This is a genomic window from Bradyrhizobium sp. RT6a (assembly GCF_040547675.1).
GTDB lineage: Bacteria > Pseudomonadota > Alphaproteobacteria > Rhizobiales > Xanthobacteraceae > Bradyrhizobium.
In genome coordinates, this window is sequence record NZ_JBEPQC010000003.1 from 499,429 (window position 1) to 522,677 (window position 23,249).

Sequence of the window (23,249 nt, forward strand, 5' to 3'; positions counted from 1 at the left end):
ATTCATGACAGTCAAAGCCCTCATCGCCTCTTTCACCCAGCAGGAAGACCTCAACTTCCTGTTGACCAACCGCATCCCCCGCGCGGCCCTGACCCGTTTCATGGGCTGGTTCTCCAAGATCGAGAACCCGCTGGTGCGGGACGGCTCCATCGCGCTGTGGAAGCTGTTCTCCGACCTCGATCTGTCGGAGGCGCGCAAGACCCATTTCAGGAGTCTGCACGACTGCTTCACCCGGGAGCTCAAGCCCGGCTTGCGGCCTTTTGATCCCGACCCCTCCATTGTCGCCAGTCCGTCCGACGGCATCGTCGGCGCCCATGGCCGGATCGCCGACACCGAGCTGTTCCAGGTCAAGGGCGCGCCGTACTCGCTACTCGATTTGCTCGGAGACTCCGTGCTGGTCGACCAGCACCGCAACGGCTCCTTCGTCACGCTGCGGCTGACCTCGAGCATGTATCACCGCTTCCACGCGCCTTTTGACGCGCATATCGAGCGCGTCACGCTGATCCATGGCGATGTCTGGAACGTCAACCCGATCGCGCTGAAGCGGGTCGAGCGTCTGTTTTGCAAGAACGAGCGCGCGGTGATCCGCACGCATCTGCCGACGGGCGAAGCCGTGACGCTGGTGCCGGTCGCCGCGATCCTGGTCGCGAGCATCCGGTTGCACTTCCTCGACATGGTGCTGAACGCGCAGACCAGGGGGCCGGTCAATTTCCCCTGCGACGTCAACGTGAGCAAGGGCGAGGAACTCGGCTGGTTCGAGCATGGCTCGACCATCATCATCCTGGCGCCTGGCGATTTCACCTTTTGCGACGGCATCGCCGAAGGCACGCGCATTCGCGCGGGTCAAGCGCTGCTGAGAAAAAACTAGCCTTCAATCCGCCGGGTCAGGCGCCTATAGCTTTCGTGGGGACGTTCTACGACTGCGGATTGGGTGATGGCACGGGCGCCGGTCATGGCGGCGGGTGGTATTGTGCTGCGGCGAGGTGCGCCGCCGCTGATTGCCGTCGTGCGCCAGCGCAAGCGCAACGAATGGGTCTTGCCCAAGGGCAAGCTCGACGACGGCGAAACGCCGAAGCAAGCCGCGCATCGCGAAGTGCTGGAAGAGACCGGCCACGACGTTGCCATCCACGAGTTTTTGGGCACGCTCGTCTACCAGTCGGGCGGACGTTCCAAGGTGGTGCATTTCTGGCGGATGGAGGCCGGGGACGGTCCGGTCCGCAAGCTGATGAACGACATCAAGGCGGTCGACTGGCTGACGCTGGAAGACGCGCTCGCGCGCCTCTCGCGCGAGTACGAGCGCGTATTCCTGACGCAGATCGGCCCGATCGCGCTTGCGGCGGCGGGGCTTGCATCCTCGCCTGCGTCCGAGCCGACGCTGGCAATCGACGATGTCGATGCAGCTTTGCAGACACTGACACCGGCTGAAGCGGCCTCGGTCGGCGAGTTGCGGCATGGTCTGTTGCAAAAGATGAAGGCGTGGCTACGCGGCGAGGCGTGAGCTGTTGTCGCGCCCTGCTTACGAGTGCAGAAGCATCCGCGGGTTGACGGCGGAGATAGCATCACTCCCTCCAGATCGTCATCGCGAGCGTAGCGAAGCAATCCAGAATCTTTCCGCGGAGGGACTCTGGATTGCTTCGCTGCGCTCGCAATGACGGGGAGAGAGAGCAGCAAGCTGACGCACGTCACCGCCGCTCCTTCTCCTTTGGGGCCGGCACTGGCCTTCGCGGCGCTGCGGGGCGTTGTGCGGCGGGCGGGCGCTGCTGGAAGCTGCCCGGTCGCTGCATGCCCGGCTGTTGAACCGCGGGCGGCTGGCCCGGCTGCAATCCGGTGCGCGGCAGTCGCGGCTGCAGGCCGGGCTGCTGTTGCGCTCCGCCCGGCTGCTGCGGCGCGACTCCGCCGGGCTGCGTCGGAATCTGTCCACCGCGTTGCGGCCGGGTTTGCGGCGTGCCGTCAGGCTGCGTGCCTTGACCGGCACGCGGTAGGCCTGCCGGACGCCCCGCGCGTTGCTTCTGGCCTTGTTGCTGCTGACCTCGACCCGCGCGCGGCGTACCCGGTTGCACCGCGCCGCCTTGGCCCGGCCGCTGCGGCGGCTGGGCGCCTTGCTGGTTGCCTTGGCGACCTGGCGCGCCCGGCTGCTGTTGGCCTGGACGGTTGTTCTGACCGGGCTGGCCGTTCGGCCGCTGCGGCTGTTGGCCGGGCGCCGTGTTAGGCCGCAATTGTTGCTGTTGCGGCGGTTGGAACGGCCGCGGAATGCGCGGGCTCGCGGTCGGATTGGCGCGGCGGAAGTCGCGCTGCTCGGTGACGATCTGCCGGCCCGTGGTCTGCGCCAGATGCACCTGGCCGACGAAGCCGCGGTCGCGTGCGATCTGCTGTGGCGCAATCGTGATCGGCACCGCGGCAAAGCGCATGACGCCGGCAGCGGCTGCGCCCGGCCGGATTGCAAAACCGCTCGCGCCTTGCGTCAGCGCACCGAGCCGCGTCCCGCTCGTGCGATCGTCGACGTCGATGTGTCCGACCCGGCCGTCGGCGTCGGGATAGAGCTTGATGTTGACGTTGTTGGCTTTGTTCGCGGCCCCGCCTTCCGGCACGTCGACGACGCCCGTGGTGCCGCGGATGCCGAGCGTCGCCGTCGGCGTCGTGATCTTCATGTCGCCGGTCTTTGCCACCGCCGCCGCGACGAAGGCGACCGTGCCCTTGCCGATGTCGAAGATTCCTGCGTTGTGCTTGCCGCCGTCCTCATAGACGTAAGTGTCGATGGTGATCTTCGTGCTTGCGGAAAGGTTGAACGTGGTCGCGTCGTCGAAGGTGATGCCGAGCGAGGAGTTCGACGAAGTCTGCACGACGTCGTTGAGATAGATGTCGTCGCGCACCCGCAGCGGATAGGAATTTTTGTCGCGGATCACGGTCGCGATGCCCGTCACCGTTGCGACATTGCCGATCGGCTCGACGGCGGCGGGCTGCACCTCCGTCGCGGGAGCGGGTGAAGCCGATGGAGTCGGCGAGGGGGCGGGCGACGGCTGCGCTTGTGGCTGCGCCTGCGCAAGGTGGATTGCATCGGATGCAGATGCTGCGTTTGAGCCGGCCGGCGGCAAGGCCAGCAAGGCGAGCGCGAACAAGAAGCGGCGCCAGGCCACGATAAAATTCACGAGGAGGTCCCGGTGAGAAACGCGAGGCGAGATCGACCGATATCATCCTGATGCAGGTGAACGGCGGATGAATGTCTATCGCACGGGGGGCAGCGAACGTTCAAACGGTACGCGATACTAGCTTGTGGCCAAGCCTCTCCACCGTCATGGCCGGGCTTGTCCCGGCCATCCACGCCTTGAAGCGCAGGACTAAGAACGTGGATGCCCGGGACAGGCCCGGGCATGACGAAGAATGTGCATGTGTTGGAGACGTCACCTTTGGCGTCAGCTCACGCGCTTCCAGGTCTGGCCGCCGCAGAACATGCCGCCGAAGGCGCAGCCCTGCACGCGCATTGCATTGGGGCCCTTCATCGCGATCGTCGAGTCGTAGTTGCGGCCGGAGTCGGGATCGTGGATGCGGCCGCTCCACTTCGCGCCGTCGGGCTTCATGTTGATCAGGATGCGCTCGTTGGTCTTTGCGGCGTAGCCGCAGAGATTGACGCCGCACTGCTCGACGCGGACATTGCCCTTGTTCTCTTCGGTCGCCCAAACGCCGATCGGTGTGTTGGCAACCGCGACAGGCGCGGCGACGGGAGCCGGAGCGGGGGTCGGCGCAACCGCGAGCGGCGCGGGGGCGGCAGCGGGAGCAGGGGCCGCAACGGGCGCAGTCTGCGTCGTCGCGTCGTAGCCGGCGGCTGGAGCAGCGGCAACCGTCGTGGCCGGAGCCGCGATAGCGGGCGCTGCCGGCGCGGTCGACTGCACCGGGGCCTGCTGCACGGGCTGCTGCTGCATCGGCGCCGGCGCGGGCTGCGCGGTCGTGGCCGGAGCCGGCGTGGTGTCGACGTCATCGTCCTTGGAGCTGGAGCCAAGGCCCTTGAGGTTGATGTTGTTCAGCTTGATCGGCTTGTCCGACAAGCCGGGCGCCACGATGGTCACGCAATTGAGCGAGGCGCAGTTGCGCGGCGTCTCGATGCGGATTTTCTGGCCTTCGATCTGGAACGAGAGCGAATTGCCGGCATGCGCGGCGGCGGTGGACGCGAGGAAGAGAGCGGTGGCGGCGATGGTGAGCTTGTTCATGACAACCTCCGAAGAATGTGTGGGTCCCGATGGGACTGAAGTCGCTGGTGGATGAAGCGTGGTTCGACCCTATGCCGGGCTGATCGGACGTTCTGTGATAGACGTCACAACGCTCGCGGCCGCTGGGTGACGCAGCGCACATTCATCTGCGATTCCATCTGCGTAACCTCGTCGCGACACAGAGGGAGGTGCCGATGACGCGGCTTGTGACTTCGCTTGGCACATTGATCGCGCTGATGGCGATTGCGCCCGCAGCCGAGGCTGGGTCCTACGCGTTCTCGATCGGCGGTCATCGATTCCAGGTCGAGTCGTCCAGTCGTTGCCGATCGGCTTCCTGTGTTTCGGTTTCCTCCCATCGCAGCTTTCGGGCGGACGTTGATACGACACCGGCGCCGACGCCGGTGCTTCCGCCGCCGCAGCCGCTCTATCCCGTGGCTCCGGTCAGGCCGCCGCAAGCCATCGAGGTCGCGCCCGCGCCAGCGCCGGGGGCTCCTGTCCTTGCCTCAACGACGTCGCAGCCAATTGTTCTGCCGCCGGCGCCAAGCGCCAATCCGCCACGGGTCGAGCTACCGCGGACGGAACCGCCGAAGACCGTCGCGCTCGATCCGCCGCGCATGGAGGCACCTGTCGTGGCGCCAAGGCCGGAGCTCAAGCAGGCCGTGACCAGCCCTGAGCGCGGCGACGACGAACTCGCCTATTTGCCGCTCGGCGAATGGGAGAGCGCAGGCGCCAAGGGCACGGTCCGCATCGAACGCTGCGGTCCTGCACTGTGCGGCTTCGCGCTGACTGAAGCGTCGACCAGGGGCGAGAGCGTGCTCGTCAACATGAAGCCGAAAACCCACGACGTCTGGACCGGCAATATCTACAGTCGCTCCAGCGGCAGCACCTATTATGCGAGGATGACGCTGAAGAGCTCCGGCGAGCTTCACGTCGAAGCCTGCGCACTGGGCCATTTCTGGTGTTCCGGAAACGACTGGACGCGAGCCGAAGAGCGGCCGGAGAAGCTGATCACGACATCGCGGCAGTGGAGCGCGCGGTCGTAAGGGATGCGTTCGATAGCTTCGACTGAAGCCGCTAGACCATGCCGAGCACGATGGCGCCGACAAAGGCCATGGCGAGGTACGCGGTGATAACGCTCAGTTTCCCGGCGAACGTCATGAGGTCGCTCCCGCTGTCGCGCCGCCTTGCGCAAGAGCGTCATGGTTAACAGAAAGTCTCTTTTGGAAAAAGTCAGCCTTGCTGTCGCTCGCCCCCGGCAGGGCATTAGGCGCGCGCGGGCTGACATGGTTAAAGAACACTGAAATCAACACGTTGAAGAGTCTTTAAGTAAATTCACCGAACGTGCGTGCATGACGCGCGGAGTTCGTTTGTATCTCGTCGGCTCCATCGTCCTTGTTTCGTTAGCGGGTTGCGGACGCGGCTTCTTCCAGGCCGAACGTGAACCGTGGCGGGCCGAGGCCGAAGCCGCATGCCTGAAATCAGGCGCGGTGAAAGAGGGGCCGGATCTCGTTCGCATCGACCCGATCTCCGGGCCGGGCATGTGCGGCGCCGAGTTTCCGCTCAAGGTCGCCGCCCTCGGCGAAGGCTCGAGCAGTTACGGCTTTGCCGATGAGGAATTGCGTCCGCCCGGGAGCGTGGGCAGCCAGCCGCGCTGGCCGGTGACGCAGCCGCGATCGAATTACCCGCAAAGCCAGAACTATCCGCAACGCTCAAACTATCCCGAGAGCGCGGTGCGCCAGCCGTCCGGCTATGGCGCGCCGTCAGGCCCGGTGTCGTTGAACGCACCCGGCGTGGCGCAGCAGGAAGACGAGATCGATCTGCCGCCCGAGGGCACCGATGCCGCGGGCGCGTCGCGCTACATGAATGCGCCGAGCTATCCGGCGCGGCCGGCGCCGTACTCGCAGGCGCCCGCGCAGCAACCGCCGCCGCGTCTTGGTCCGGCACAGGGCAATCCCGTCACTGCCGTCGGCCCTGTTGCGATCAAGCCGGTTGCGACGCTGGCCTGTCCCATCGTGTCCGAGCTCGACCGTTGGCTCGCCGACACCGTGCAGCCATCGGCCATGCGCTGGTTCGGCACCCGCGTCGCGGAGATCAAGCAGATCTCCGCCTATTCCTGCCGCGGCATGAATGGCAATTCGCACGCCCATATTTCTGAGCACGCCTTCGGTAACGCGCTCGACATCGCCGCCTTCGTGCTCGCCGACGGCCGCCGCGTCACCGTGAAGGATGGCTGGCGCGGCATGCCGGAGGAGCAGGGATTCTTGCGCGACGTGCAGTCGGGCGCGTGCGTGCATTTCACCACGGTGCTGGCGCCGGGCTCGAACGTCTACCACAACGATCACATCCACGTCGATCTGATGCGCCGCGCCAGCCGACGCCTGATCTGCCAGCCCGCCGCCGTCTCCGGCGAAGAGGTCGCCGGGCGCGCGCAATCGCGCAGCCCTTACGCCAGCAGGCGCGATCCCACCATCACCGGCTCGCTGGGTACGCGCAAGAGCACGCTTCGCAAGCACGAAGAGGACGAGTACGCCGACGATTGAGGCTTGCGCGTGACCCGTAGCCTCGATGGAGCGAAGCGCAATCCGGGGACGGCGTTCCCGCACTCCGCTTCGCTCCATGCGGGCTACGACCCCACGCCGGGCGGCCTCGCGCTGAGCCTTGCCTGTTCAGCCGACGTCGCGTCTTCGGCAGAGCGCATCTCGAGCGCAAAAATTTGCGCGCGCGCAAATCCCGCCTAAGCCATTGAAGTCAGAAAGACAATTGTGCCGCGACGGGCTTTTTCGGCGGTTGGCACGGTCGCTGCAATGAGGAGGCTGCCACGAAGCGGCGCTGCCGGCGCCGTGAGCCAGCGGATCCCGTCATGCAGATGCCTGTCACCCCTCCTTATTCGGATCTCGAACAGCGCGTGCTGTCGCGCATCACGGAGGAGCGGTGGCTTGAACTCGCGTCCGAGCTGATCCGCACCGGCCAGCCCCGTTCCGGCAATCCGCTGGATCCCGATTTGCCGCCTGCCGAGGAAGAGGCGATCTCGATGCTGGTCGCGGGCAAGCTCGAAGCGCTCGGCATGGAGGTCACCAAGCACAGCGCGCAGCCGCACCGGCCGAACGTGCTCGGCGTGCTCAAGGGGCGCGACGGCGCCCCCTCGCTCATTCTCAACGACCATCTCGACACTTATCCGGCCGTCGAGCCCGAGAAATGGCACATGACGGATTTCGATCCGTTCAAGGCGACGCGCCATGGCGATCTGCTCTATGCGCGCGGCACGTCCGACACGCGCGGAAACCTCGCGGCATCGTTGCTCGCGGTGCAGGCCCTGACCGAAGCGGGTGTGAAGTTCGATGGCACCTTGATGTGCTGCTACACCGTCGATGAGGAGCGGAACGGCACCGAAGGCTCCATCTACATGCTGAACAAGGTCGGCCTCACCGCCGACTACGAGATCACCGCCGAGCCGACCGCCTGGGGTGACGTCAACAAGGACTGGGGCATGAACCTGTCGGTGGCCAATTCCGGCCACTGCCTGATCGAGCTCACCGTTCACGGGATCAAGTCGCACATCTGGCGACCCGACATCAGCGTCAACGCCATCATGGAAGCGGCAAAGCTGTTGCCGAAACTGAAGGACATGGCGTTCACGCATGTCCCCAGCAAGTTCATGGGACATACGCCGCCCTGCTGCGCCGTGGTGCGCATTCGGTCCGGCCTACCTGGCGAGATGCAGTTCTCGCCGGATGCCTGCACCATCACGCTCGCCGTGGTCGGCGTCGTGCCCGGCATGACGCTGTCGAGCGTGATTGCGGACATCGAGCGTCTCGGACGGGACACTTTTGCGGGCGTGAACGACGTCAAAGTCGAGGTGCGCCAGGTGCCGGGCTCGCTGTTCGTCAACGCGACCGAACCGGTGCCGGTCGAGGAGGAGCCCTGCCGCTCCTTGCGCGCGGTTTACCGGCGTCTGATGGGCCGCGAGCCCGGGGTCAACCGCAAGAATGCCTTCAACGACACGATCCGCTTCCGCGAAGCCGGAATCAATGCGGTGACGTTCGGTCCCGGAGAAGACGGCTGGGCCGTCGACAACGAGAACATCTCGATCACCAAGTCGGTGATGGCGACGCGGATCTACGCGCTGACCATCATGCAGATCCTGGGAGTGCGGACATGAGCGTCGAGGCGACCCACATGACGATTCCAATCTCGCCGGATCGCACCCGACGCGGCAGCCTGCGGCTGGGGCTTCCGAAGGTCTCGCGATCGGTGCTGCTCTCGACGTTGACCGTCGCCGTGCTGCTGGCTGGCTGGGCCATCGTCACGGAGATGGGCTGGGCCAACGAGCTGTTCCTGCCGAAGCCGCAGGCGGTCTGGGCCGCGTTCGTCAAGACGATGACGAAGGGATATCAGGGCGCGACCCTGCTTCAGCATCTCGGCGCAAGCCTCTATCGTATCCTCACGGCCTTCACGCTGGCCTGCCTGATCGGCATTCCGCTCGGTGTCCTCATGGGCGTGTCGCGCAACGCTCGCGCGCTGCTCAATCCCTTGATCGAGTTCTACCGGCCACTGCCGCCGCTCGGCCTTTATACGCTGCTGGTGATGTGGCTCGGCATCGGTGAGAGCTCGAAGCTGTCTTTGCTGTTTCTTGCCGGCTTGCCGGGCATCGTCATCTCGACGATCCAGGCCGTCACCAGCGTGGATCCCGTTTACGTGCGCGCCGCACAGTCGCTCGGCGCGACCCGGCGCCATCTGCTGTTTCACGTCTATTTGCCGGCGGCGGGACCGCTGATTCTCGCCGGCATGCGCATCTCGCTCGGATTTACCTATACCGTTCTCGTCGCCGCCGAAATCGTCGCGGCCTCCGCCGGTATCGGCTGGATGATCTGGGACGCCGCAAAATTCCTGCTGTCCGACGTCGTGATCATGGGGCTGATCGTGCTCGGTCTCACCGGCGTCGTGCTCGACCTCATGATGCGCGGCATCGCGAAACTGTTGATGCCGTGGGCCTGAATCCAATTCTGATCGTAGGGGAGACCTCCATGATGAAGAGACTGATTGCGACGCTCGCAGTTGCCACGTTGGCGCTCACGGGCGCAGGACGCGCCGAGGACAAGCCGGCGAAGGTGACCGTCGGCTATCTGAACCTCGTGAATGCGCAACTGGTCACCAAGCACCTTGGCCTGCTCGCCAAGGAGATGCCGGGCGTCGACATCAAATACGTCAAGATCGGCGGGGGCGGCGACATGCTGCGCGCGATCGCCGGCAACGACGTCGACTTTGGCGGCCTCGGGAATCCGCCGACCGCGATCGGCGCGACGCGCGCCCTGCCGATCAAGGGCATCCTGGTGATCAACATGCTCGACTACGTCGAGTCGTTGGTGGTTCGCACCGACAAGAACATCACCTCGCTCAAGGACCTCAAGGGCAAGACGGTGGCCGCGCCGTTCGGCTCCACGACACACTACCTCCTGCTCCAGGCGCTCAAGGACGAGGGTGTCGATCCCGCCTCGATGAAGATTCTGGACCTCGCGCCGTCGGACATCGCGGCGGCCTGGCTTCGCGGCGACATCGACGCGGCCTGGTTCTGGGAGCCGAATCTCGGCAAGACCGTCAAGAACGGCGGCAAGATTCTCGTCACCTCGGGCGAGATGGCCAAGCGCGGCTACCCGACCTGGGACATCGGCGTCGTCATGAACGCGTTTGCGGAGAAGTATCCGTCCTACGTCGACAAGTTCATCAAGGCCGAATGCGAAGGCATCGATTTCTGGCTGAAGAATCCGGAGAAGACCGCGGAGATCATCGCGGAAGAGCTTTCGCTGCCCATCGAGGACGCGCAGCGAATGATGAAGGGCACCGGGATGGTCCCCTGCAACAAGCAGCTCACGGAGGAGTATCTCGGCACGTCCGCGAAAAAGGGCAAGTTCGTCGACACGCTGATCTCGACCGCCGATTTCCTGGTGAAGCAGGAGCGCCTGCCGAAGTTGCTGCCGCGCGCCGATTTCGAAGCCTTCATCCAGCCCGCCTATCTGGAGAAGGTGATCGGCCGCTAGGGTCGGTGCCGGCAGGCTTGCCTCGCCGGTACATTGCCAATTCCTGCAAGCACGTGACCGACATGAATCTCGCACCTCGTCACCTCCGCGCCGCCTATCGCAGCGGTGAGCTCAAGCCGTCCGATGTCGCCGCACATGTGCTTTCGCGCCTTGACGACGCCGACCAGAGCGGCGTCTGGATCTCGACGGCAAATCTCGAAGGCGTCATGGCAAAGGCCCGCGCGCTCGATGCCCGCATTGGCGAGATCGCCGAGCTGCCGCTCTACGGCCTCGTGTTCTCGGTCAAGGACTGTATCGACGTGGCCGGCGAGCAGACCACCTCGGCCTGCCCGGAATTCGCCTACACCGCGAAAGACACGAGCCCGGTCGTCGCCGACGCCATCGCCGCCGGGGCGATCTATCTCGGCAAAACCAATATGGATCAGTTCGCGACCGGCCTCGTCGGAGTGCGCTCGCCCTATGGCATCGCCCGCAACCCGCACAATCCGGACTACATCCCCGGCGGCTCGAGCTCAGGCGCAGCGGTATCTGTTGCGACAGGCACCTCGTCCTTTGCGTTCGGCACCGATACCGGCGGATCGGGCAGAGTGCCGGCGTCCTATTGTGGCGTCACCGGTTTCAAGCCGGCGCCCGGCGCCTTCAGTCAGCGTGGCATGGTCTACGCCTGCCGAAGTTTTGATACCATCTCGCTCTACACGCGCGATCCCGGCGACGGCCACGAGGTCTATCGCGTGTTGGCGCGGCGCGATGCCGAGGACTGTTTTTCGCCGGAAGCTTTCGCCGGATGGACGGAGCAGGCATCTCCAGCGCGGCCGCTCAACATCGCAACGCCGCGTTCGGATCAGCTCAGGTTCTTCGGCAATTCGGAGACGGAGGCGCTGTTCGGCGACGGGCTTCGCAAGCTGCGGCAGCTCGATCTGTCGGTGGCATCGGTCGATTTCGCGCCGTTCATTTCGGTCAACGATTTGATTTTTTTCGGACCTTTCCTCGCCGAGCGGGACGTCTCGGTCGGCGCGTTCCTCGACGCCAACCCGGATGCGGGCGTGAAGATCGTGCGCGACCTCGTCGTCGGCAGCCGGAAGTTCACCGCGGCCGACGCCTATCGAGCGCTCTACAAGGTCAAGGAGGTCCAGCGATCGCTGCGCGATTTCTGGCAAGTTCACGATGCGCTGGTCGTGCCGACGGTCGGCACCGTGCTGAGCATCGACGACGTCGCGCGCGATCCGCTGACGGCCAACTTCAACAACGGCTATTACACCAATTACGCCAACCCGCTGGGCCTGGCCGCCATCGCCGTTCCGAACGCCGTCACCGCGGCGGGCGTGCCCTATGGCGTGACGTTCCTGGCGCCGGCCGGCCGGGAGCGCCTGCTCACGGATGTGGCTTGTGCTTTCATGGAGGCTTCGGCCGAGCCCGACCATCTGCGCCGCGTTGCAATCTGAGCGGAGACCTCCTAGCCTTCGAGCCGTCACTCGAAGGGAGACCGATCGTGGGGCGCAGCGATGCGCATGAGGTGGCCGATCCAGCTGAGCCGCGCGCCGAACTGCCACGGCCCGGGACCGGACGTTATGTGCTGAAGGCGTTGGACAAGCCCGATTTGGAGCTGGTGATGCGAACCGGCAGGCTCGCGACCTACCAGAATCGCGAATACCTGCTGCGGGAGGGCGAGCCTGCGAACGGCGTCCACATCATCCTGAACGGGATCGTCGAAAGCACCCATGCCGGCACGCAAGGGCGCGAACTGATGCTGTCGACCTGGGAGGCCGGTGACTTCGTCGGCGCGCCCTATATCCTCGGCGATCACCGCCACAGCTGGTCGGCCCGCGCGCTCGGGCGGGTCGAAGCACTGCATCTCGACCAGGATGCGGTCCGCCGGTTGATCGCGCAGTCGCCGTCGTTCGCAGTCGCGCTGATCGAGTGTCTCGGCTTCAAGGGCGAGACCTATTCGATGCTGGCGCAAACGCTGGCGGGACAGAAGGCGGCGGAACGGCTGGTGCTGCTGCTGGTCAAGCTGTGCGAGAACGCGGCCCAGGACGAGAACGGCCCGATCTCGCTCGGTCGCATCACGCAGGCCAATCTCGCGCGCATGATCGGCGCGACGCGCCAGTCGATCAGCCTGATCCTCAGCCGCCTTCAGGACGACGGCATCATCTGGACTGGCCCGACCAAGATGGTCGTCAACGATCTCGCTGCGTTACGGAAGCAGGTGACCGACTAGGTCGTGCCCATCAAGGTCAGCTTACCGACGCAAAACCGAAGTCTCCCGCCTTGAGGATGATGGGCGGCTTGTGACCGGAGCGAAGGTGCTGTTTGTCTGAATCAGCTTCGGGCCAGTAAACGCACTAGCTTCCACCGAACTGGAACAATCTCCAAGCGATCCGGTTGAATTCCTGGAGAAGCCTGTCGTTTATCAGGGAAGGTGTTTCACATGGATGACGAACGAAAATCATCAAAAGCTGGGGAACGGGCCGCTGAAGGCTTGCGCGAAGCGACTGCTAAGGAAGAAGCGAAAAACGAGAGCAAGACGGGACACGATTTAGCGAAGGGCGCTGATCGCTTCGAAGAACGCTCTAAAAGCTCCGATGGAAGAAGCGCAGAAGAGAAACAAAAAGGGTGAATGTATACGGCAGACCCGGCGCGGCATTTCAGTGGAGGAAAGCAGGCGAGCCGGGACCCGATAGCATCGAGGTTGTGCCGATGACAGTCCGTCCCGGTAACAGCCACCTGACGCTGGTGCTTCGGACTGTCACGGAAGCGTCAACTAGCTCGAACTTGTCGCACTGACTTAGATCTCGTAGCGCGAAGGGGCGTCCCAGCTGCAATCATCTGTGCAAAGTGCGAGCATATGGCAGCTGTGAACCACACCTCCCTGAGAAGCCGCGTCCGTCGCCTCTACGAAGGTACAACGCCTAGCGCCGTTGGTTTCCGCTATGCGTTGCTCGCGTTTGATGTTGTGACCATACTGTTCATCATCGGAACGTCGTTCCTGCACCCCAGTGAGATCATCGAAACGTTCGACCTCCTATTCGGCGCAATGATATTGGCCGATTTTTCAGCACGGCTACTCGCCGACCGGCACCCGCTTCGAAAGTTTGCCCGCCTCTCGACATGGGCTGACATAGTCGCCATCGTTTCATTCCTGGCGCCCCTCGCTGGCGAGGCGGGCGGCTTTCTGCGGATTTTGCGGACGTTGGGACTGCTTCGTGACTACCAGATGCTCGCTAGGTTGCGCATGGATTCGTCATTCTTCCGTCGCAACGAGGAGGTCATCTTTGCCGTCACCAACCTTGCGGTTTTCATATTTGTCATGACGGGGATAGTTTACGAGACTCAGAAGTTTCGCAACGATCAGATTCGGAACTATGCTGACGCGCTGTATTTCACTGTTACCGCGCTGACGACGACCGGCTTTGGCGATATTACCCTGCCAGGCACAATGGGTCGTTTGATAACCGTCGTGATCATGATTTTCGGAGTAACCCTGTTCTTCAATCTCGCGCGCGCATTGTTGAGTCCGAACAAGGTTAGATTTCCTTGCCCAACTTGCGGACTACAGCGGCATGAGAGCGACGCCGTGCATTGCAAAGCATGCGGCGCTGTTCTCAATATTCCCGATGAAGGTTTGGCGTAGCTGTTGCTACCTCGGCGATCGAGACGTATTGCCGTCATCAGGAGCGGTGCCCAAGCGGCCATTCGGCGTGGATGGCGTTTTTCGGTCGTGGGTGCCCGCTCGCGAGGAGCTCTAGCGCCGGGCGCCGTCGAAAATCACTTTCGGGTCGACTTCGACGGTGCCGGGACCAGCCCCATGCACAGCTGCACCTCGGACGGGACATTGTAGGTCCGCATGATGTGGCGGCTGTCGCGCAGGCCGGTCGCCTCACGCTGCACCACGAACATCCAGAGCGCGTAGCCGGCTTCCATCACCAGCTTGCGCCTGGCCGGCTGCATCGAGGCCGGCACCTCAGGGAGGGCATGGGCGGCGTCGAACTCGCGCAAGCGCGCCAGCGCCTGTTCGAGCGTGCGGCCCATCCGTCCGAGGGCGGAAGCCTGTTCCTGGACAATCTCGTAATGGAGGATATCGACGGGCGGGCGGAGATCACGGGACATGAGCCCCAATATAGGACCGACGGAACGGCCTGCAACGCGTGCCGTTACTTCGCCCGGTACGCCGCCAGGAACATTCGCGTCGCGCTGTCGACGACTTCGCTCATGCGCTCTTCCGACGGCGCAGGCGCGGCCTGGAAGACGAAGGGCAGGAACAGCGAGGCCTTGCACAGTTCCATGAATTGCGAGGCCGCCAGGTCGCAATCGTCGATCGCGAGATCGCCGGAGGCGACATGGGCTTTGAGATAGTCGGAGAGGCGGTTGATGGTCTTGTCCAGCACCCGCGCATAATAGCGGCGGCCGACGTCGGGCATGCGCTCGGCGATAGCCATCACAGTCCGGATCGCGGACCCGCCGCCGGGCCGGCACAGCAGATGGATGTAGGCCTGGCCGAAATCCTTCAGCGTGGTCTCGGCATCGCGCGCGGGATCGAAATTGAAAGCGACCTGACCGTGCTGGAGCGCCTCCTGCTCGAGGATGGCTTCGAACAGCGCGCATTTGTCGGCGAAGTAGACGTAGAGCGTGCCCTTGGAGACCTGCGCCGCGCGGGCGATCTCGCCCATGCTGGCCCCGTCAAACCCGAGATCCATGAACACCTTGCGGGCCCCGTCCAGGATCTGGCGGCGTTTGGAGCTGTCCTCCTCTTGGATGACGTGCAGATGTTCGCGAGCGGCTACAACCATTGGTTCAGGGTCTCGGAAAGTTTTTCCATCGGTCCAGGGCCATGAAACCGAAATAAAGGATTCGGGCCACTAGGCTCCGCCCGGGAATATTATCTATATTGACCGAACCGTTCGGTCAATGATATTTGGGATAGGCGAGAGGAAAGCGGCCGCACGGCGGCCGTCCCTCAACGCGCTTTTTTTTGGGGGAGGCCTTCATGGCCGTATTGAGAGACCAGGCTGCGCGGGTCCTTCGCAAGGACGCCGTGGAGACGCCGACGCCCGCGGGTGGCGACGCTGCCACCGAGACGTCTGTAGCTCTCGCCGAGCAGTTGCGCTCTCATGTGGCAGAGGAGGCCAAGCGCCTTCCCAGCGAGGCGCCGGAGAAGCCCGTGACCGACAAGCCGGCCGCAGCCCCAGACGCGCCCGCCGCCCCCGGCGCGCCGAAGTCCGGCAAGCCCAAATTCGTGATGATGGGAGTAGGGCTGCTTCTGGCGCTCGCGGCCGCGAGCTATGCCGGCTATTACACGCTGGTCGGCCGCTTCTACGTCGCGACAGACGATGCCTATGTCCGCGCCAACAACACCATGCTGGGCGCGCGCGTTGCCGGCCACATCTCCTCGATCCTCGCCGGCGACAACACGACGGTGCGCGCCGGCGACATCGTCTTCCGCATCGACGACGGCGACTACAAGATCGCGGTCGACGCCGCGGCGACCAGGATCGCGACACAGCAGGCCACCATCGATCGCATCGGCCGCCAGGTCGCGGCGCTCGACAGCCAGGTCGCTCAGGCCAAGGCGCAGCTCGTCTCCGCCGAAGCCGGCCTCAAGCGCGCCGACCTCGATTATGAGCGCCAGCAGGCGCTGAGCAACAAAGGGTTTGCCTCCCGCGCCACCTTCGAGAGCTCCGAAGCCGGACGCGACCAGGGCGCCGCCGCGGTCAAGGCTGCGCAGGCCGCCTACGATGTCGCGCTCAGCAATGTCGACGTCGCCAAAGCGCAGCAGGCCGAAGCGCAGGCGCAGCTCGCCGAGCTCAAAACCACGCTCGCCAAGGCCGAGCGCGATCTCGCCTTCACCGCGGTGCGCGCGCCGGTCGACGGCACGTTCTCGAACCGCCTCGTCAGTGCCGGCGACTTCGTCGCGGTGGGCCAGCGGCTCGGCAACGTCGTGCCGCTCGACAACGTCTATATCGACGCCAATTTCAAGGAGACCCAGCTCAAGCGCATCCGCCCCGGCCAGCCGGTGACGATCAAGGTCGACGCCTATGGCATGCGCAAATTCTCCGGCGTCGTCGACAGCATCGCGGCGGGCTCGGGCTCCGTATTCACGCTGCTGCCGCCCGACAACGCCACCGGCAACTTCACCAAGATCGTGCAGCGCGTGCCGGTCCGCATCCGCGTGCCGAAGTCGGTCGCGAAGCAAAACCTGCTCCGCGCCGGCATGTCGGTCTACGCGAGCGTCGATACCAACAAGGGCGCGGCCGACGCCGACAGCGAGGTCGATCTCGACGACGCCACCATGATCCATCCGCAGTAGCGCGCCTGCGCCCGCGAGGACAGATCATGGCGAACGCCACGACCGCTTCACCTGCCATGATGGCGGACCCCGCTTCGGAGCGCATCGCGCCGAAGCGGCTGTTTGCCTTCATCATCATGGTGTTCGGGATGTTCATGTCGATCCTGGACATCCAGATCGTCTCGGCGTCCCTGAGTGAAATCCAGGCCGGCCTGTCGGCGAGCTCCAGCGAGGTCTCCTGGGTCCAGACCGCCTATCTGATCGCCGAAGTGATCGCGATTCCGCTCTCGGGATTTTTGTCGCGCGCGTTTGGCACGCGGCTGTTGTTCGCGATCTCGGCGGCCGGCTTTACCGCATCGAGCCTGCTCTGCGGCTTCGCGACCACCATCGAGGAGATGATCCTCTGGCGCGCGCTGCAAGGTTTTCTTGGCGCCGGCATGATCCCGACCGTGTTCGCTTCGGCCTATACTGTTTTCCCACGCACGAAATTCCACATCGTCGGTCCCATCATCGGGCTCGTCGCGACGCTGGCCCCGACCATCGGGCCGACCGTCGGCGGCTACATCACCGACCTGATGTCCTGGAACTGGCTGTTCTTCATCAACATCGTGCCCGGCATCGGGATCACCATCGGCGTGCTGGCGCTGGTCGATTTCGACGAGCCGCATTTCGAATTGCTCGATCGTTTCGACTGGTGGGGGCTGCTGTTCATGGCCGGCTTTCTCGGCACGCTGGAATACGTGCTGGAGGAAGGCCCGCAATATGAATGGATGCAGGACCCCTCGGTCGCGATCTGCGCCTGGATCTGCGGCATCTCGGCGATCGCCTTCTTCTGGCGCGTCTTCACGGCGGCCGAGCCGATCGTCAATTTACGCACCTTTTCCAACCGCAATTTCGCGATCGGCTGCGTCCTTCAGTTCTGCATCGGCATTGGCCTCTACGGTCTGACCTACATCTATCCGCGCTACCTCGCCGAAGTGCGCGGCTACAGCGCGCTGATGATCGGCGAGACCATGTTCGTCTCGGGCATCACCATGTTCCTGGTCGCGCCGGTGGTCGGCCGTCTCATGGCGAAGTACGACATGCGCTACATGATCGCGTTCGGGCTCGTCGTGTTTGCGCTCGGCTCCTACCAGATGACCTGGATCACGCGCGACTACGATTTTTACGAGCTGCTGATTCCGCAGATCCTGCGCGGCGTCGGCATGATGTTCGCGATGGTGCCGACCAACAACATCGCGCTCGGCACGCTTGCGCCCGACCGGGTGAAGAACGCCTCGGGCCTCTTCAACCTGATGCGCAATCTCGGTGGTGCCGTCGGCCTCGCCGTCATCAACACCGTGCTCAACGACCGCACCGACCTGCACATCACGCGCCTGCAGGAGCGCGTGACCTGGGGCAACGCGACCGCGACTGAAACCCTGACCATGTTCATGCAGAAGTTTCAGGGGCTTGGCGATTCCACGCTGATGGCGATGAAGCAGCTCAGCCAGCTCGTGCATCGCCAGGCCGTGGTGATGAGCTTCGGCGATGCTTTCTTCATCCTCACGCTGTTCTATCTCGGCCTCACCCTGCTCGTCACACTGTTGAAGAGGCCGGCCTCGCCGTTCGGCGCCAGCGGCGACGCGCACTAAGCCAGCCACTCATCCGGTGTCATCGCCCGCGAAGGCGGGCGATCCAGTATTCCAGAGGCCTTGGTTGGAAAGCGCGCTCCCGCCATAGAAGCCGCGGCGTACTGGATGCCCCGGTCAAGCCGGGGCATGACGGCGGAGAGCGCGGCGACGGGCACTAATTTGCAACACTCGTGCGTGATCTCGCGCGAGCCCCGTTGCAAATCACCAATGACACATCTATAAAGCGCACCTCATTCCATCGAACCGGGAGGATTTGCATGATTTCGTCGCATTCGCAGATCGCGCGCCCGCGCTCGATGATGCTCTGGCTCGGTATGTGCGCGGCCTCCTAGAGGCCTCTTCCGCCAGCTTCGATTGGGCTTTCAGTCCCGATCGCTTCGCTTCCCAGATCAAAGCCAACTTTAAGTGACGCCGTCTCGGCCCTCGCGGCCGGCCTGCGTCCATCAATGGAGCCGGCCCGCGCCACAAGCGGCCGGATGACGCCATGACCGCTCTGTCAAAACGGCCCGCGGCGATACGCGTGGTGCTGCCCTTCGTGTTCCGGCACTGGCTGAAGCAGCCGGGGCGTACCCTCATCGTGGCCGGCGGCTTGCTGGGCGCGACCATCGCCGACCTGTTCATGCCGGTCTTTTCCGGACATCTGGTCGACGCTCTGACGCGCGGCCCATCCGATCCCGCCGCGCGGCACGCGGCGCTGATGGCATTGGGCGGTATCGTGGCGCTGGGCGCGGCGTCCATGGTCCTGCGGCTGACCGGCCTCCAGGCCATCGTGCCGTTCTCGCTGAAGATCATGTCCGAGGTCGCGCAGGAAGCCTTCATGCGCGTGCAACGGTTCTCGACCGACTGGCACGCCAACTCCTTCGAGGGATCCACGGTGCGCAAGGTCACCCGCGGCATGTGGGCGCTCGACCTGTTGAACGACACCATCTTGATGGCGCTGGCGCCGTCGCTGCTGGTGCTGATCGGTTCGATGATCCTGCTCGGCCTGCACTGGGCCTCGCTTGGCGCGGTGATCGCGCTCGGCGCGCTGGTCTATGTCACGATGACGGTGCTGTTCTCGACGCGCTACATCGCGCCGGCCGCGCGCATCTCCAATGCCTGGGACACCAAGGTCGGCGGCACGCTGGCGGATGCGCTGACCTGCAACGCGGTGGTGAAATCCTTCGGCGCGGAAGCGCGCGAGGATGCGCGGCTTGCCCGTGTCGTCAACCGCTGGCGCGTGCGCGTGCGGCGGACCTGGCTGCGCTACAACTACACCAATCTGGCGCAGCTCTCGGTGCTGCTGGCCCTGCGCGCCTCCGTGATCGGCGGCGCCGTGCTGCTGTGGATGTCCGGGCGAGCCTCGCCCGGCGACGTCACCTATGTGCTGACGAGCTATTACGTCATCCATGCCTATTTGCGCGACGTCGGAATGCACATCAACAATCTCCAGCGCTCCGTCAACGACATGGAGGAGCTGGTGGCGATCCACGACGAGCCGATCGGGATTGCGGATGCGCCGGACGCGCGGCCGATCGCGATCGAGCGCGGCGAGCTCGTGTTCGACGACGTCACGTTCCATTATGGCGGCCATCACGCGCCGCTCTACGAGGGGCTATCGGTCATGATCCGCGCCGGCGAACGCGTCGGTCTCGTCGGCCGCTCCGGCTCCGGCAAGACCACTTTCGTCAAGCTGGTGCAGCGGCTCTACGACGTCACCGGCGGCCGCGTTCTGATCGATGGGCAAGACATCGCCAGGGCCGCGCAGCATTCGCTGCGCAGCCAGATCGCGATCGTTCAGCAGGATCCGATCCTGTTCCACCGCTCGCTCGCCGAGAACATCGCCTATGGCCGGCCCGGCGCCAGCCTGGAGGCGATCGAGCAGGCGGCGCGGCTGGCCAACGCGCACGACTTCATCGTGCGCCTGCCCAAGGGCTACGGCACGCTGGTCGGCGAGCGCGGCGTCAAGCTCTCCGGCGGCGAGCGGCAGCGCGTGGCGCTGGCGCGCGCCTTCCTGGCCGATGCGCCGGTGCTGATCCTGGACGAAGCGACCTCGAGCCTCGATTCGGAATCCGAGGCGCTGATCCAGCAGGCGATGGAGCGGTTGATGAGAGGCCGTACCTCGATCGTGATCGCGCACCGGCTGTCGACGGTGCGCAGCCTCGATCGCATCCTGGTGTTCGACCGCGGCGAGGTCGTCGAGCAAGGCACGCATGCCAGGCTCGCGGCCAGGCCCGGCGGCATCTATCGCGGCCTGTTCGAGCGCCAGGTGGTGGAGCTCGGACAGATCGCAGCAGCGGAATGAGTGGCGCGCGGCGGCGGGACGAACGTCCCGCCGTCGCGGCGCCAGAGGATGGAACGACATGAAGGACCTGACGCGCGGCTCCATCGTGAGCCACATCCTGAGCATGGCGCCACCGATCGTGGTCGGCATGATCACGATCATGATCTGCCAGCTGGTCGACCTGTATTTCGTGTCGGGACTAGGCGATGCGGCAATCGCGGGCGTCGCCGCGGCCGGCAATGCCGGCTTTCTCGTCAATGCGCTGATGCAGGTGCTCGGCGTCGGCACGGTGGCGCTGATGGCGCACGCCGTGGGGCGCAAGGATCGCGGCGACGCCAACCTCGTCTTCAACCAGTCGGTCGTCCTCTCGGTGCTGTTCGGGCTCCTGACCCTCGGCGCAGGCTTCGCATTGTCGCGTCCATATATGCGCGCGGTCGCAGCCGATGAGGCCACGGTCGAAGCCGGCGCGATTTATCTGCTCTGGTTCATGCCAGCTTTGGCGCTGCAGTTTGCGTCGCAGGTCATGGCGTCTGCGTTGCGGGCGACAGGCATCGTGCGGCCAAGCATGCTGGTTCAAGCGCTTGCAGTGGCCATCAATATCGCGCTGGCGCCGGTCCTGATCTCGGGTTGGGGCACCGGGCACGCGCTCGGTGTTGCCGGAGCGGGCCTCGCAAGCTCGATTGCCGTCTTCATCGGTGTGCTCATGCTGCTGGTGTATTTCCTGAAATTGGAACGCTATGTCGCCTTTGATCCCGCGCAATGGCGGCCGCAGCTTCAGCAGTGGAAGAGGATCCTCAATGTCGGCCTGCCCGCAGGCGGCGAGTTCGTGATGGTCTTCATCATCATGGCCGTGGGCTATTACGTGCTCAGCGTTTTCGGCTCGGCGGCACAGGCCGGATTTGGCATCGGAACGCGTCTGCTCGGCCTGATGCAGATGCCGGCGCTCGCCATCGCCCTTGCTGCAGGGCCGATCGCCGGCCAGAACTTCGGCGCCGGCAACGGAGCGCGCGTGAGAGAGACCTTTGTCAAGGCGGCGCTCATCGCGACCGCCGTGATGATCGTTTTCTTGATCCCGGCGCAACTCGCGCCTGGTCTGTTGCTAACCGGCTTCTCGAAGGATCAGGAGACGATGGCGGTTGCGTCGCTTTTTCTGCGCATCGTCTCGCTCAACATGGTGGCGCAGGGGCTGATCTTCACCTGCTCCAGCCTGTTTCAGGGGCTCGGCAACACCAAGCCGGTGTTGTTGACCTCGGCAACGCGGGTCCTCACCTATTCCCTGCCGTCGATCTGGCTCTCGACGTGGCCGGGCTTCCGGATGGAGCATGTCTGGTACCTATCGATCGCGACGACCACGCTGCAGGCCACCTTGAGCCTATGGCTGCTACGGCGTGAATTCCGGAATCGCCTTGTCATGCTCCGACCTGAGGAGCCCCCCGCTCAGGCTGCCCCCAAGCCCGTGGCGTCTCCTGTACGCGCGCCCGCGTAGCGAGCGCTTATCTACGTGCTTGGCGTCGGCGTTAGGCGGCATGGCGCTCGCCGCGAAGAAAATACGGAGTTAGTGCGTGCCCAAACTGTTCCAGACCAGGCCGAGGCCCGACAGGAACAAGAGACCGAGCACGACATCGCCAAAATGCTTGTCACTCAGCGCGTGATAGACGCGCGCGCCGGCCCATGCGCCGATCAAGGTGCCCGGAAAGGCAACCACCGCGAGCCAGACCACCTTGAACGCGACGAGGCCCGAGGCCGTCTGCAACACCAAAGCGGTGGCGAGCACGGTGAAATTGAAGAGCTGGAAGATGCCGCGCCGCTCGTGCTTGTTCCAGCCGCGAATGTTCGCCCACAGGATCGGAAGCGGCCCCGACAATCCGGCGAGACCGCCAAGAATGCCGCCGGCAAAGCCGATCGCACCGTCGGCGATGCGACCGCCGAACGTGATGGCGAGCGGCTTCTTGTTGAGGTACAGCGCGGTCGAGAAGATCAGCAGCAGCACGCCGACGCTCAGCTTGAACACTTTTGGATCGGCAGAGGCGACCAGCATGGTGCCCAGCGGCACGCCGATCAGTCCTCCAATCAGGAACGGCCAGACCAGCGAGAGATCAAAACTCTTCCACATGGACGGCAGCGTCGAGCTCTGCGCGATCACGGAGCAGATCAGCACCAGGGGCACCGCGAGCGAGGGCGGCAGCACGTAGAGCCAGATGCCGAGAGCCATGAGCGCGGTGCCGAATCCGGCTAGGCCCGAGACGAAGCCCCCGGCGAGTGCGCCGAGCAGCAGCAGCGCGTAGGTGAGTATTTCCAACAGATTGTCCCTGTTATCTGGACGATCCCGAACTGTTGATCGCCATCGCTCGCATAGCACAGCTGCGGCCGTGCAGGTCAATTTCAAAACCGCACGCAAGCGTGATCCCCAGCGGCGGGCGTTCGCGAAAGACAGGCCTACATGATGCTCGTACTTCAATGTAGGGCCCGCTCGACGCGATCATGCGGTTCGATCGGCCAGTCTCCCGAATGAACATATGGAGAAGGACGATGACTCGCACGAAGATTGCCGTCGCGGCCGCGCTAGTGTCGGCGGCGGCCTTGATGCCGACCATGGCGCAGGCCCAGTTCTCCGAGCCTGCGGCCTATCAGGCTGCCCATCCGGACCGCGACGTCCTGAATGGCGGTCAGCTCACGCCCGCCGCGCGCGGGGCTCTCGGCCAGCCGAGCGATGCCTACGCATCGCAAGCTTATCCATCGGCTGTTGCGCCAGTCGTGCGCTCGCGGCATCGCCGTCAGCATCGATAAGTATTTTTTGGAGCATGATCTTTTCGGAAAACCGCTGCACACTTT

At 64.5% G+C, this 23,249-nt stretch carries 21 protein-coding genes; 16 read left to right on the top strand and 5 right to left on the bottom strand.

Annotated features, from left to right (window positions below; all coding sequences use genetic code 11):
• Positions 1 to 4 precede the first annotated feature (4 nt).
• Together asd and ABIC03_RS20385 are read left to right on the top strand one after the other, a co-directional pair.
• Complete coding sequence (gene asd / locus ABIC03_RS20380; RefSeq protein ID WP_247401800.1) at positions 5 to 868, top strand: archaetidylserine decarboxylase; 864 nt, start codon at positions 5 to 7, stop codon at positions 866 to 868.
• 66 nt (positions 869 to 934) lie between these two features.
• Positions 935 to 1,498 (top strand): NUDIX hydrolase, encoded by a 564-nt coding sequence (locus ABIC03_RS20385; protein WP_354060455.1) that lies wholly within the window; start codon positions 935 to 937, stop codon positions 1,496 to 1,498.
• Positions 1,499 to 1,682: 184 nt separating this feature from the next.
• Here ABIC03_RS20385 and ABIC03_RS20390 read toward each other — a convergent pair whose 3' ends face one another.
• Both ABIC03_RS20390 and ABIC03_RS20395 read right to left on the bottom strand, forming a co-directional pair.
• Positions 1,683 to 3,137 (bottom strand): FecR family protein, encoded by a 1,455-nt coding sequence (locus ABIC03_RS20390; protein WP_354060893.1) that lies wholly within the window; start codon positions 3,135 to 3,137, stop codon positions 1,683 to 1,685.
• Between the two features lie 273 nt (positions 3,138 to 3,410).
• Positions 3,411 to 4,202, bottom strand: coding sequence for a DUF2147 domain-containing protein (locus ABIC03_RS20395; RefSeq protein WP_354060457.1), 792 nt, complete (start codon positions 4,200 to 4,202; stop codon positions 3,411 to 3,413).
• Positions 4,203 to 4,396: 194 nt separating this feature from the next.
• Here ABIC03_RS20395 and ABIC03_RS20400 point away from each other — a divergent pair, with 194 nt between their 5' ends.
• The 9 genes from ABIC03_RS20400 (at position 4,397) to ABIC03_RS20440 (ending at position 13,868) form a co-directional block, all read left to right on the top strand.
• On the top strand, positions 4,397 to 5,245 hold the full coding sequence (locus ABIC03_RS20400) for a DUF2147 domain-containing protein (RefSeq protein WP_354060459.1): 849 nt from the start codon (positions 4,397 to 4,399) through the stop codon (positions 5,243 to 5,245).
• 306 nt (positions 5,246 to 5,551) lie between these two features.
• Positions 5,552 to 6,742 (top strand): extensin-like domain-containing protein, encoded by a 1,191-nt coding sequence (locus ABIC03_RS20405; RefSeq protein ID WP_354060461.1) that lies wholly within the window; start codon positions 5,552 to 5,554, stop codon positions 6,740 to 6,742.
• A gap of 320 nt (positions 6,743 to 7,062) precedes the next feature.
• Positions 7,063 to 8,361: a M20 family metallopeptidase gene (locus tag ABIC03_RS20410; RefSeq protein WP_354060463.1), complete on the top strand. Its 1,299-nt coding sequence runs from the start codon at positions 7,063 to 7,065 to the stop codon at positions 8,359 to 8,361.
• Positions 8,358 to 9,197: an ABC transporter permease gene (locus ABIC03_RS20415; RefSeq protein WP_354060465.1), complete on the top strand. Its 840-nt coding sequence runs from the start codon at positions 8,358 to 8,360 to the stop codon at positions 9,195 to 9,197. The genes ABIC03_RS20410 and ABIC03_RS20415 overlap by 4 nt, the downstream gene beginning before the upstream one ends.
• Before the next feature lie 29 nt (positions 9,198 to 9,226).
• Complete coding sequence (locus ABIC03_RS20420; RefSeq protein WP_354060467.1) at positions 9,227 to 10,237, top strand: taurine ABC transporter substrate-binding protein; 1,011 nt, start codon at positions 9,227 to 9,229, stop codon at positions 10,235 to 10,237.
• Positions 10,238 to 10,299: 62 nt separating this feature from the next.
• Positions 10,300 to 11,679 carry an amidase family protein gene (locus ABIC03_RS20425; RefSeq protein ID WP_354060469.1) on the top strand — a complete coding sequence of 460 codons (1,380 nt, stop codon included), beginning with the start codon at positions 10,300 to 10,302 and terminating at the stop codon, positions 11,677 to 11,679.
• Between the two features lie 47 nt (positions 11,680 to 11,726).
• On the top strand, positions 11,727 to 12,455 hold the full coding sequence (locus ABIC03_RS20430) for a Crp/Fnr family transcriptional regulator (protein ID WP_354060471.1): 729 nt from the start codon (positions 11,727 to 11,729) through the stop codon (positions 12,453 to 12,455).
• A gap of 210 nt (positions 12,456 to 12,665) precedes the next feature.
• Positions 12,666 to 12,854: a hypothetical protein gene (locus tag ABIC03_RS20435; RefSeq protein ID WP_275173914.1), complete on the top strand. Its 189-nt coding sequence runs from the start codon at positions 12,666 to 12,668 to the stop codon at positions 12,852 to 12,854.
• 228 nt (positions 12,855 to 13,082) lie between these two features.
• Positions 13,083 to 13,868, top strand: a complete 786-nt coding sequence (locus ABIC03_RS20440) for a potassium channel family protein (RefSeq protein ID WP_354060473.1) — start codon at positions 13,083 to 13,085, stop codon at positions 13,866 to 13,868.
• Positions 13,869 to 14,002: 134 nt separating this feature from the next.
• On the opposite strand, the gene ABIC03_RS20445 is transcribed toward ABIC03_RS20440, so the two are convergent.
• Positions 14,003 to 14,344 (bottom strand): DUF6665 family protein, encoded by a 342-nt coding sequence (locus ABIC03_RS20445; protein WP_354060475.1) that lies wholly within the window; start codon positions 14,342 to 14,344, stop codon positions 14,003 to 14,005.
• Between the two features lie 44 nt (positions 14,345 to 14,388).
• On the bottom strand, positions 14,389 to 15,024 hold the full coding sequence (locus tag ABIC03_RS20450) for a TetR/AcrR family transcriptional regulator (protein WP_354060477.1): 636 nt from the start codon (positions 15,022 to 15,024) through the stop codon (positions 14,389 to 14,391).
• Between the two features lie 197 nt (positions 15,025 to 15,221).
• Between ABIC03_RS20450 and ABIC03_RS20455 the strand changes: the two genes are divergently transcribed.
• The 4 genes from ABIC03_RS20455 (at position 15,222) to ABIC03_RS20470 (ending at position 21,903) form a co-directional block, all read left to right on the top strand.
• A complete protein-coding gene (locus ABIC03_RS20455) occupies positions 15,222 to 16,541 on the top strand; it encodes an HlyD family secretion protein (RefSeq protein ID WP_354060479.1) in 1,320 nt (439 codons plus the stop codon).
• A gap of 26 nt (positions 16,542 to 16,567) precedes the next feature.
• Entirely contained in the window at positions 16,568 to 18,154 is a 1,587-nt protein-coding gene (locus ABIC03_RS20460; RefSeq protein ID WP_354060481.1) for a DHA2 family efflux MFS transporter permease subunit, read from the top strand.
• A 484-nt stretch (positions 18,155 to 18,638) separates the two neighbouring features.
• On the top strand, positions 18,639 to 20,438 hold the full coding sequence (locus ABIC03_RS20465; RefSeq protein WP_354060483.1) for an ABC transporter ATP-binding protein: 1,800 nt from the start codon (positions 18,639 to 18,641) through the stop codon (positions 20,436 to 20,438).
• A gap of 58 nt (positions 20,439 to 20,496) precedes the next feature.
• Positions 20,497 to 21,903 (top strand): MATE family efflux transporter, encoded by a 1,407-nt coding sequence (locus ABIC03_RS20470; RefSeq protein WP_354060485.1) that lies wholly within the window; start codon positions 20,497 to 20,499, stop codon positions 21,901 to 21,903.
• A gap of 69 nt (positions 21,904 to 21,972) precedes the next feature.
• Here the strand turns inward: ABIC03_RS20470 and ABIC03_RS20475 are convergent, their stop codons facing one another.
• Positions 21,973 to 22,716: a sulfite exporter TauE/SafE family protein gene (locus tag ABIC03_RS20475; RefSeq protein WP_007600830.1), complete on the bottom strand. Its 744-nt coding sequence runs from the start codon at positions 22,714 to 22,716 to the stop codon at positions 21,973 to 21,975.
• 230 nt (positions 22,717 to 22,946) lie between these two features.
• Here ABIC03_RS20475 and ABIC03_RS20480 point away from each other — a divergent pair, with 230 nt between their 5' ends.
• Positions 22,947 to 23,204, top strand: coding sequence for a hypothetical protein (locus ABIC03_RS20480; RefSeq protein WP_354060487.1), 258 nt, complete (start codon positions 22,947 to 22,949; stop codon positions 23,202 to 23,204).
• Positions 23,205 to 23,249 lie beyond the last annotated feature (45 nt).

Bases quoted from the DNA above. Each gene is read 5' to 3' on its own strand.
- asd (WP_247401800.1), top strand. From the start codon at position 5: ATGACAGTCAAAGCCCTCATCGCCTCTTTCACCCAGCAGGAAGACCTC.
- ABIC03_RS20385 (WP_354060455.1), top strand. From the start codon at position 935: ATGGCACGGGCGCCGGTCATGGCGGCGGGTGGTATTGTGCTGCGGCGA.
- ABIC03_RS20395 (WP_354060457.1), bottom strand. From the start codon at position 4,202: ATGAACAAGCTCACCATCGCCGCCACCGCTCTCTTCCTCGCGTCCACC.
- ABIC03_RS20400 (WP_354060459.1), top strand. From the start codon at position 4,397: ATGACGCGGCTTGTGACTTCGCTTGGCACATTGATCGCGCTGATGGCG.
- ABIC03_RS20405 (WP_354060461.1), top strand. From the start codon at position 5,552: ATGACGCGCGGAGTTCGTTTGTATCTCGTCGGCTCCATCGTCCTTGTT.
- ABIC03_RS20410 (WP_354060463.1), top strand. From the start codon at position 7,063: ATGCAGATGCCTGTCACCCCTCCTTATTCGGATCTCGAACAGCGCGTG.
- ABIC03_RS20415 (WP_354060465.1), top strand. From the start codon at position 8,358: ATGAGCGTCGAGGCGACCCACATGACGATTCCAATCTCGCCGGATCGC.
- ABIC03_RS20420 (WP_354060467.1), top strand. From the start codon at position 9,227: ATGATGAAGAGACTGATTGCGACGCTCGCAGTTGCCACGTTGGCGCTC.
- ABIC03_RS20425 (WP_354060469.1), top strand. From the start codon at position 10,300: ATGAATCTCGCACCTCGTCACCTCCGCGCCGCCTATCGCAGCGGTGAG.
- ABIC03_RS20435 (WP_275173914.1), top strand. From the start codon at position 12,666: ATGGATGACGAACGAAAATCATCAAAAGCTGGGGAACGGGCCGCTGAA.
- ABIC03_RS20440 (WP_354060473.1), top strand. From the start codon at position 13,083: ATGGCAGCTGTGAACCACACCTCCCTGAGAAGCCGCGTCCGTCGCCTC.
- ABIC03_RS20445 (WP_354060475.1), bottom strand. From the start codon at position 14,344: ATGTCCCGTGATCTCCGCCCGCCCGTCGATATCCTCCATTACGAGATT.
- ABIC03_RS20450 (WP_354060477.1), bottom strand. From the start codon at position 15,024: ATGGTTGTAGCCGCTCGCGAACATCTGCACGTCATCCAAGAGGAGGAC.
- ABIC03_RS20455 (WP_354060479.1), top strand. From the start codon at position 15,222: ATGGCCGTATTGAGAGACCAGGCTGCGCGGGTCCTTCGCAAGGACGCC.
- ABIC03_RS20460 (WP_354060481.1), top strand. From the start codon at position 16,568: ATGGCGAACGCCACGACCGCTTCACCTGCCATGATGGCGGACCCCGCT.
- ABIC03_RS20465 (WP_354060483.1), top strand. From the start codon at position 18,639: ATGACCGCTCTGTCAAAACGGCCCGCGGCGATACGCGTGGTGCTGCCC.
- ABIC03_RS20470 (WP_354060485.1), top strand. From the start codon at position 20,497: ATGAAGGACCTGACGCGCGGCTCCATCGTGAGCCACATCCTGAGCATG.
- ABIC03_RS20480 (WP_354060487.1), top strand. From the start codon at position 22,947: ATGACTCGCACGAAGATTGCCGTCGCGGCCGCGCTAGTGTCGGCGGCG.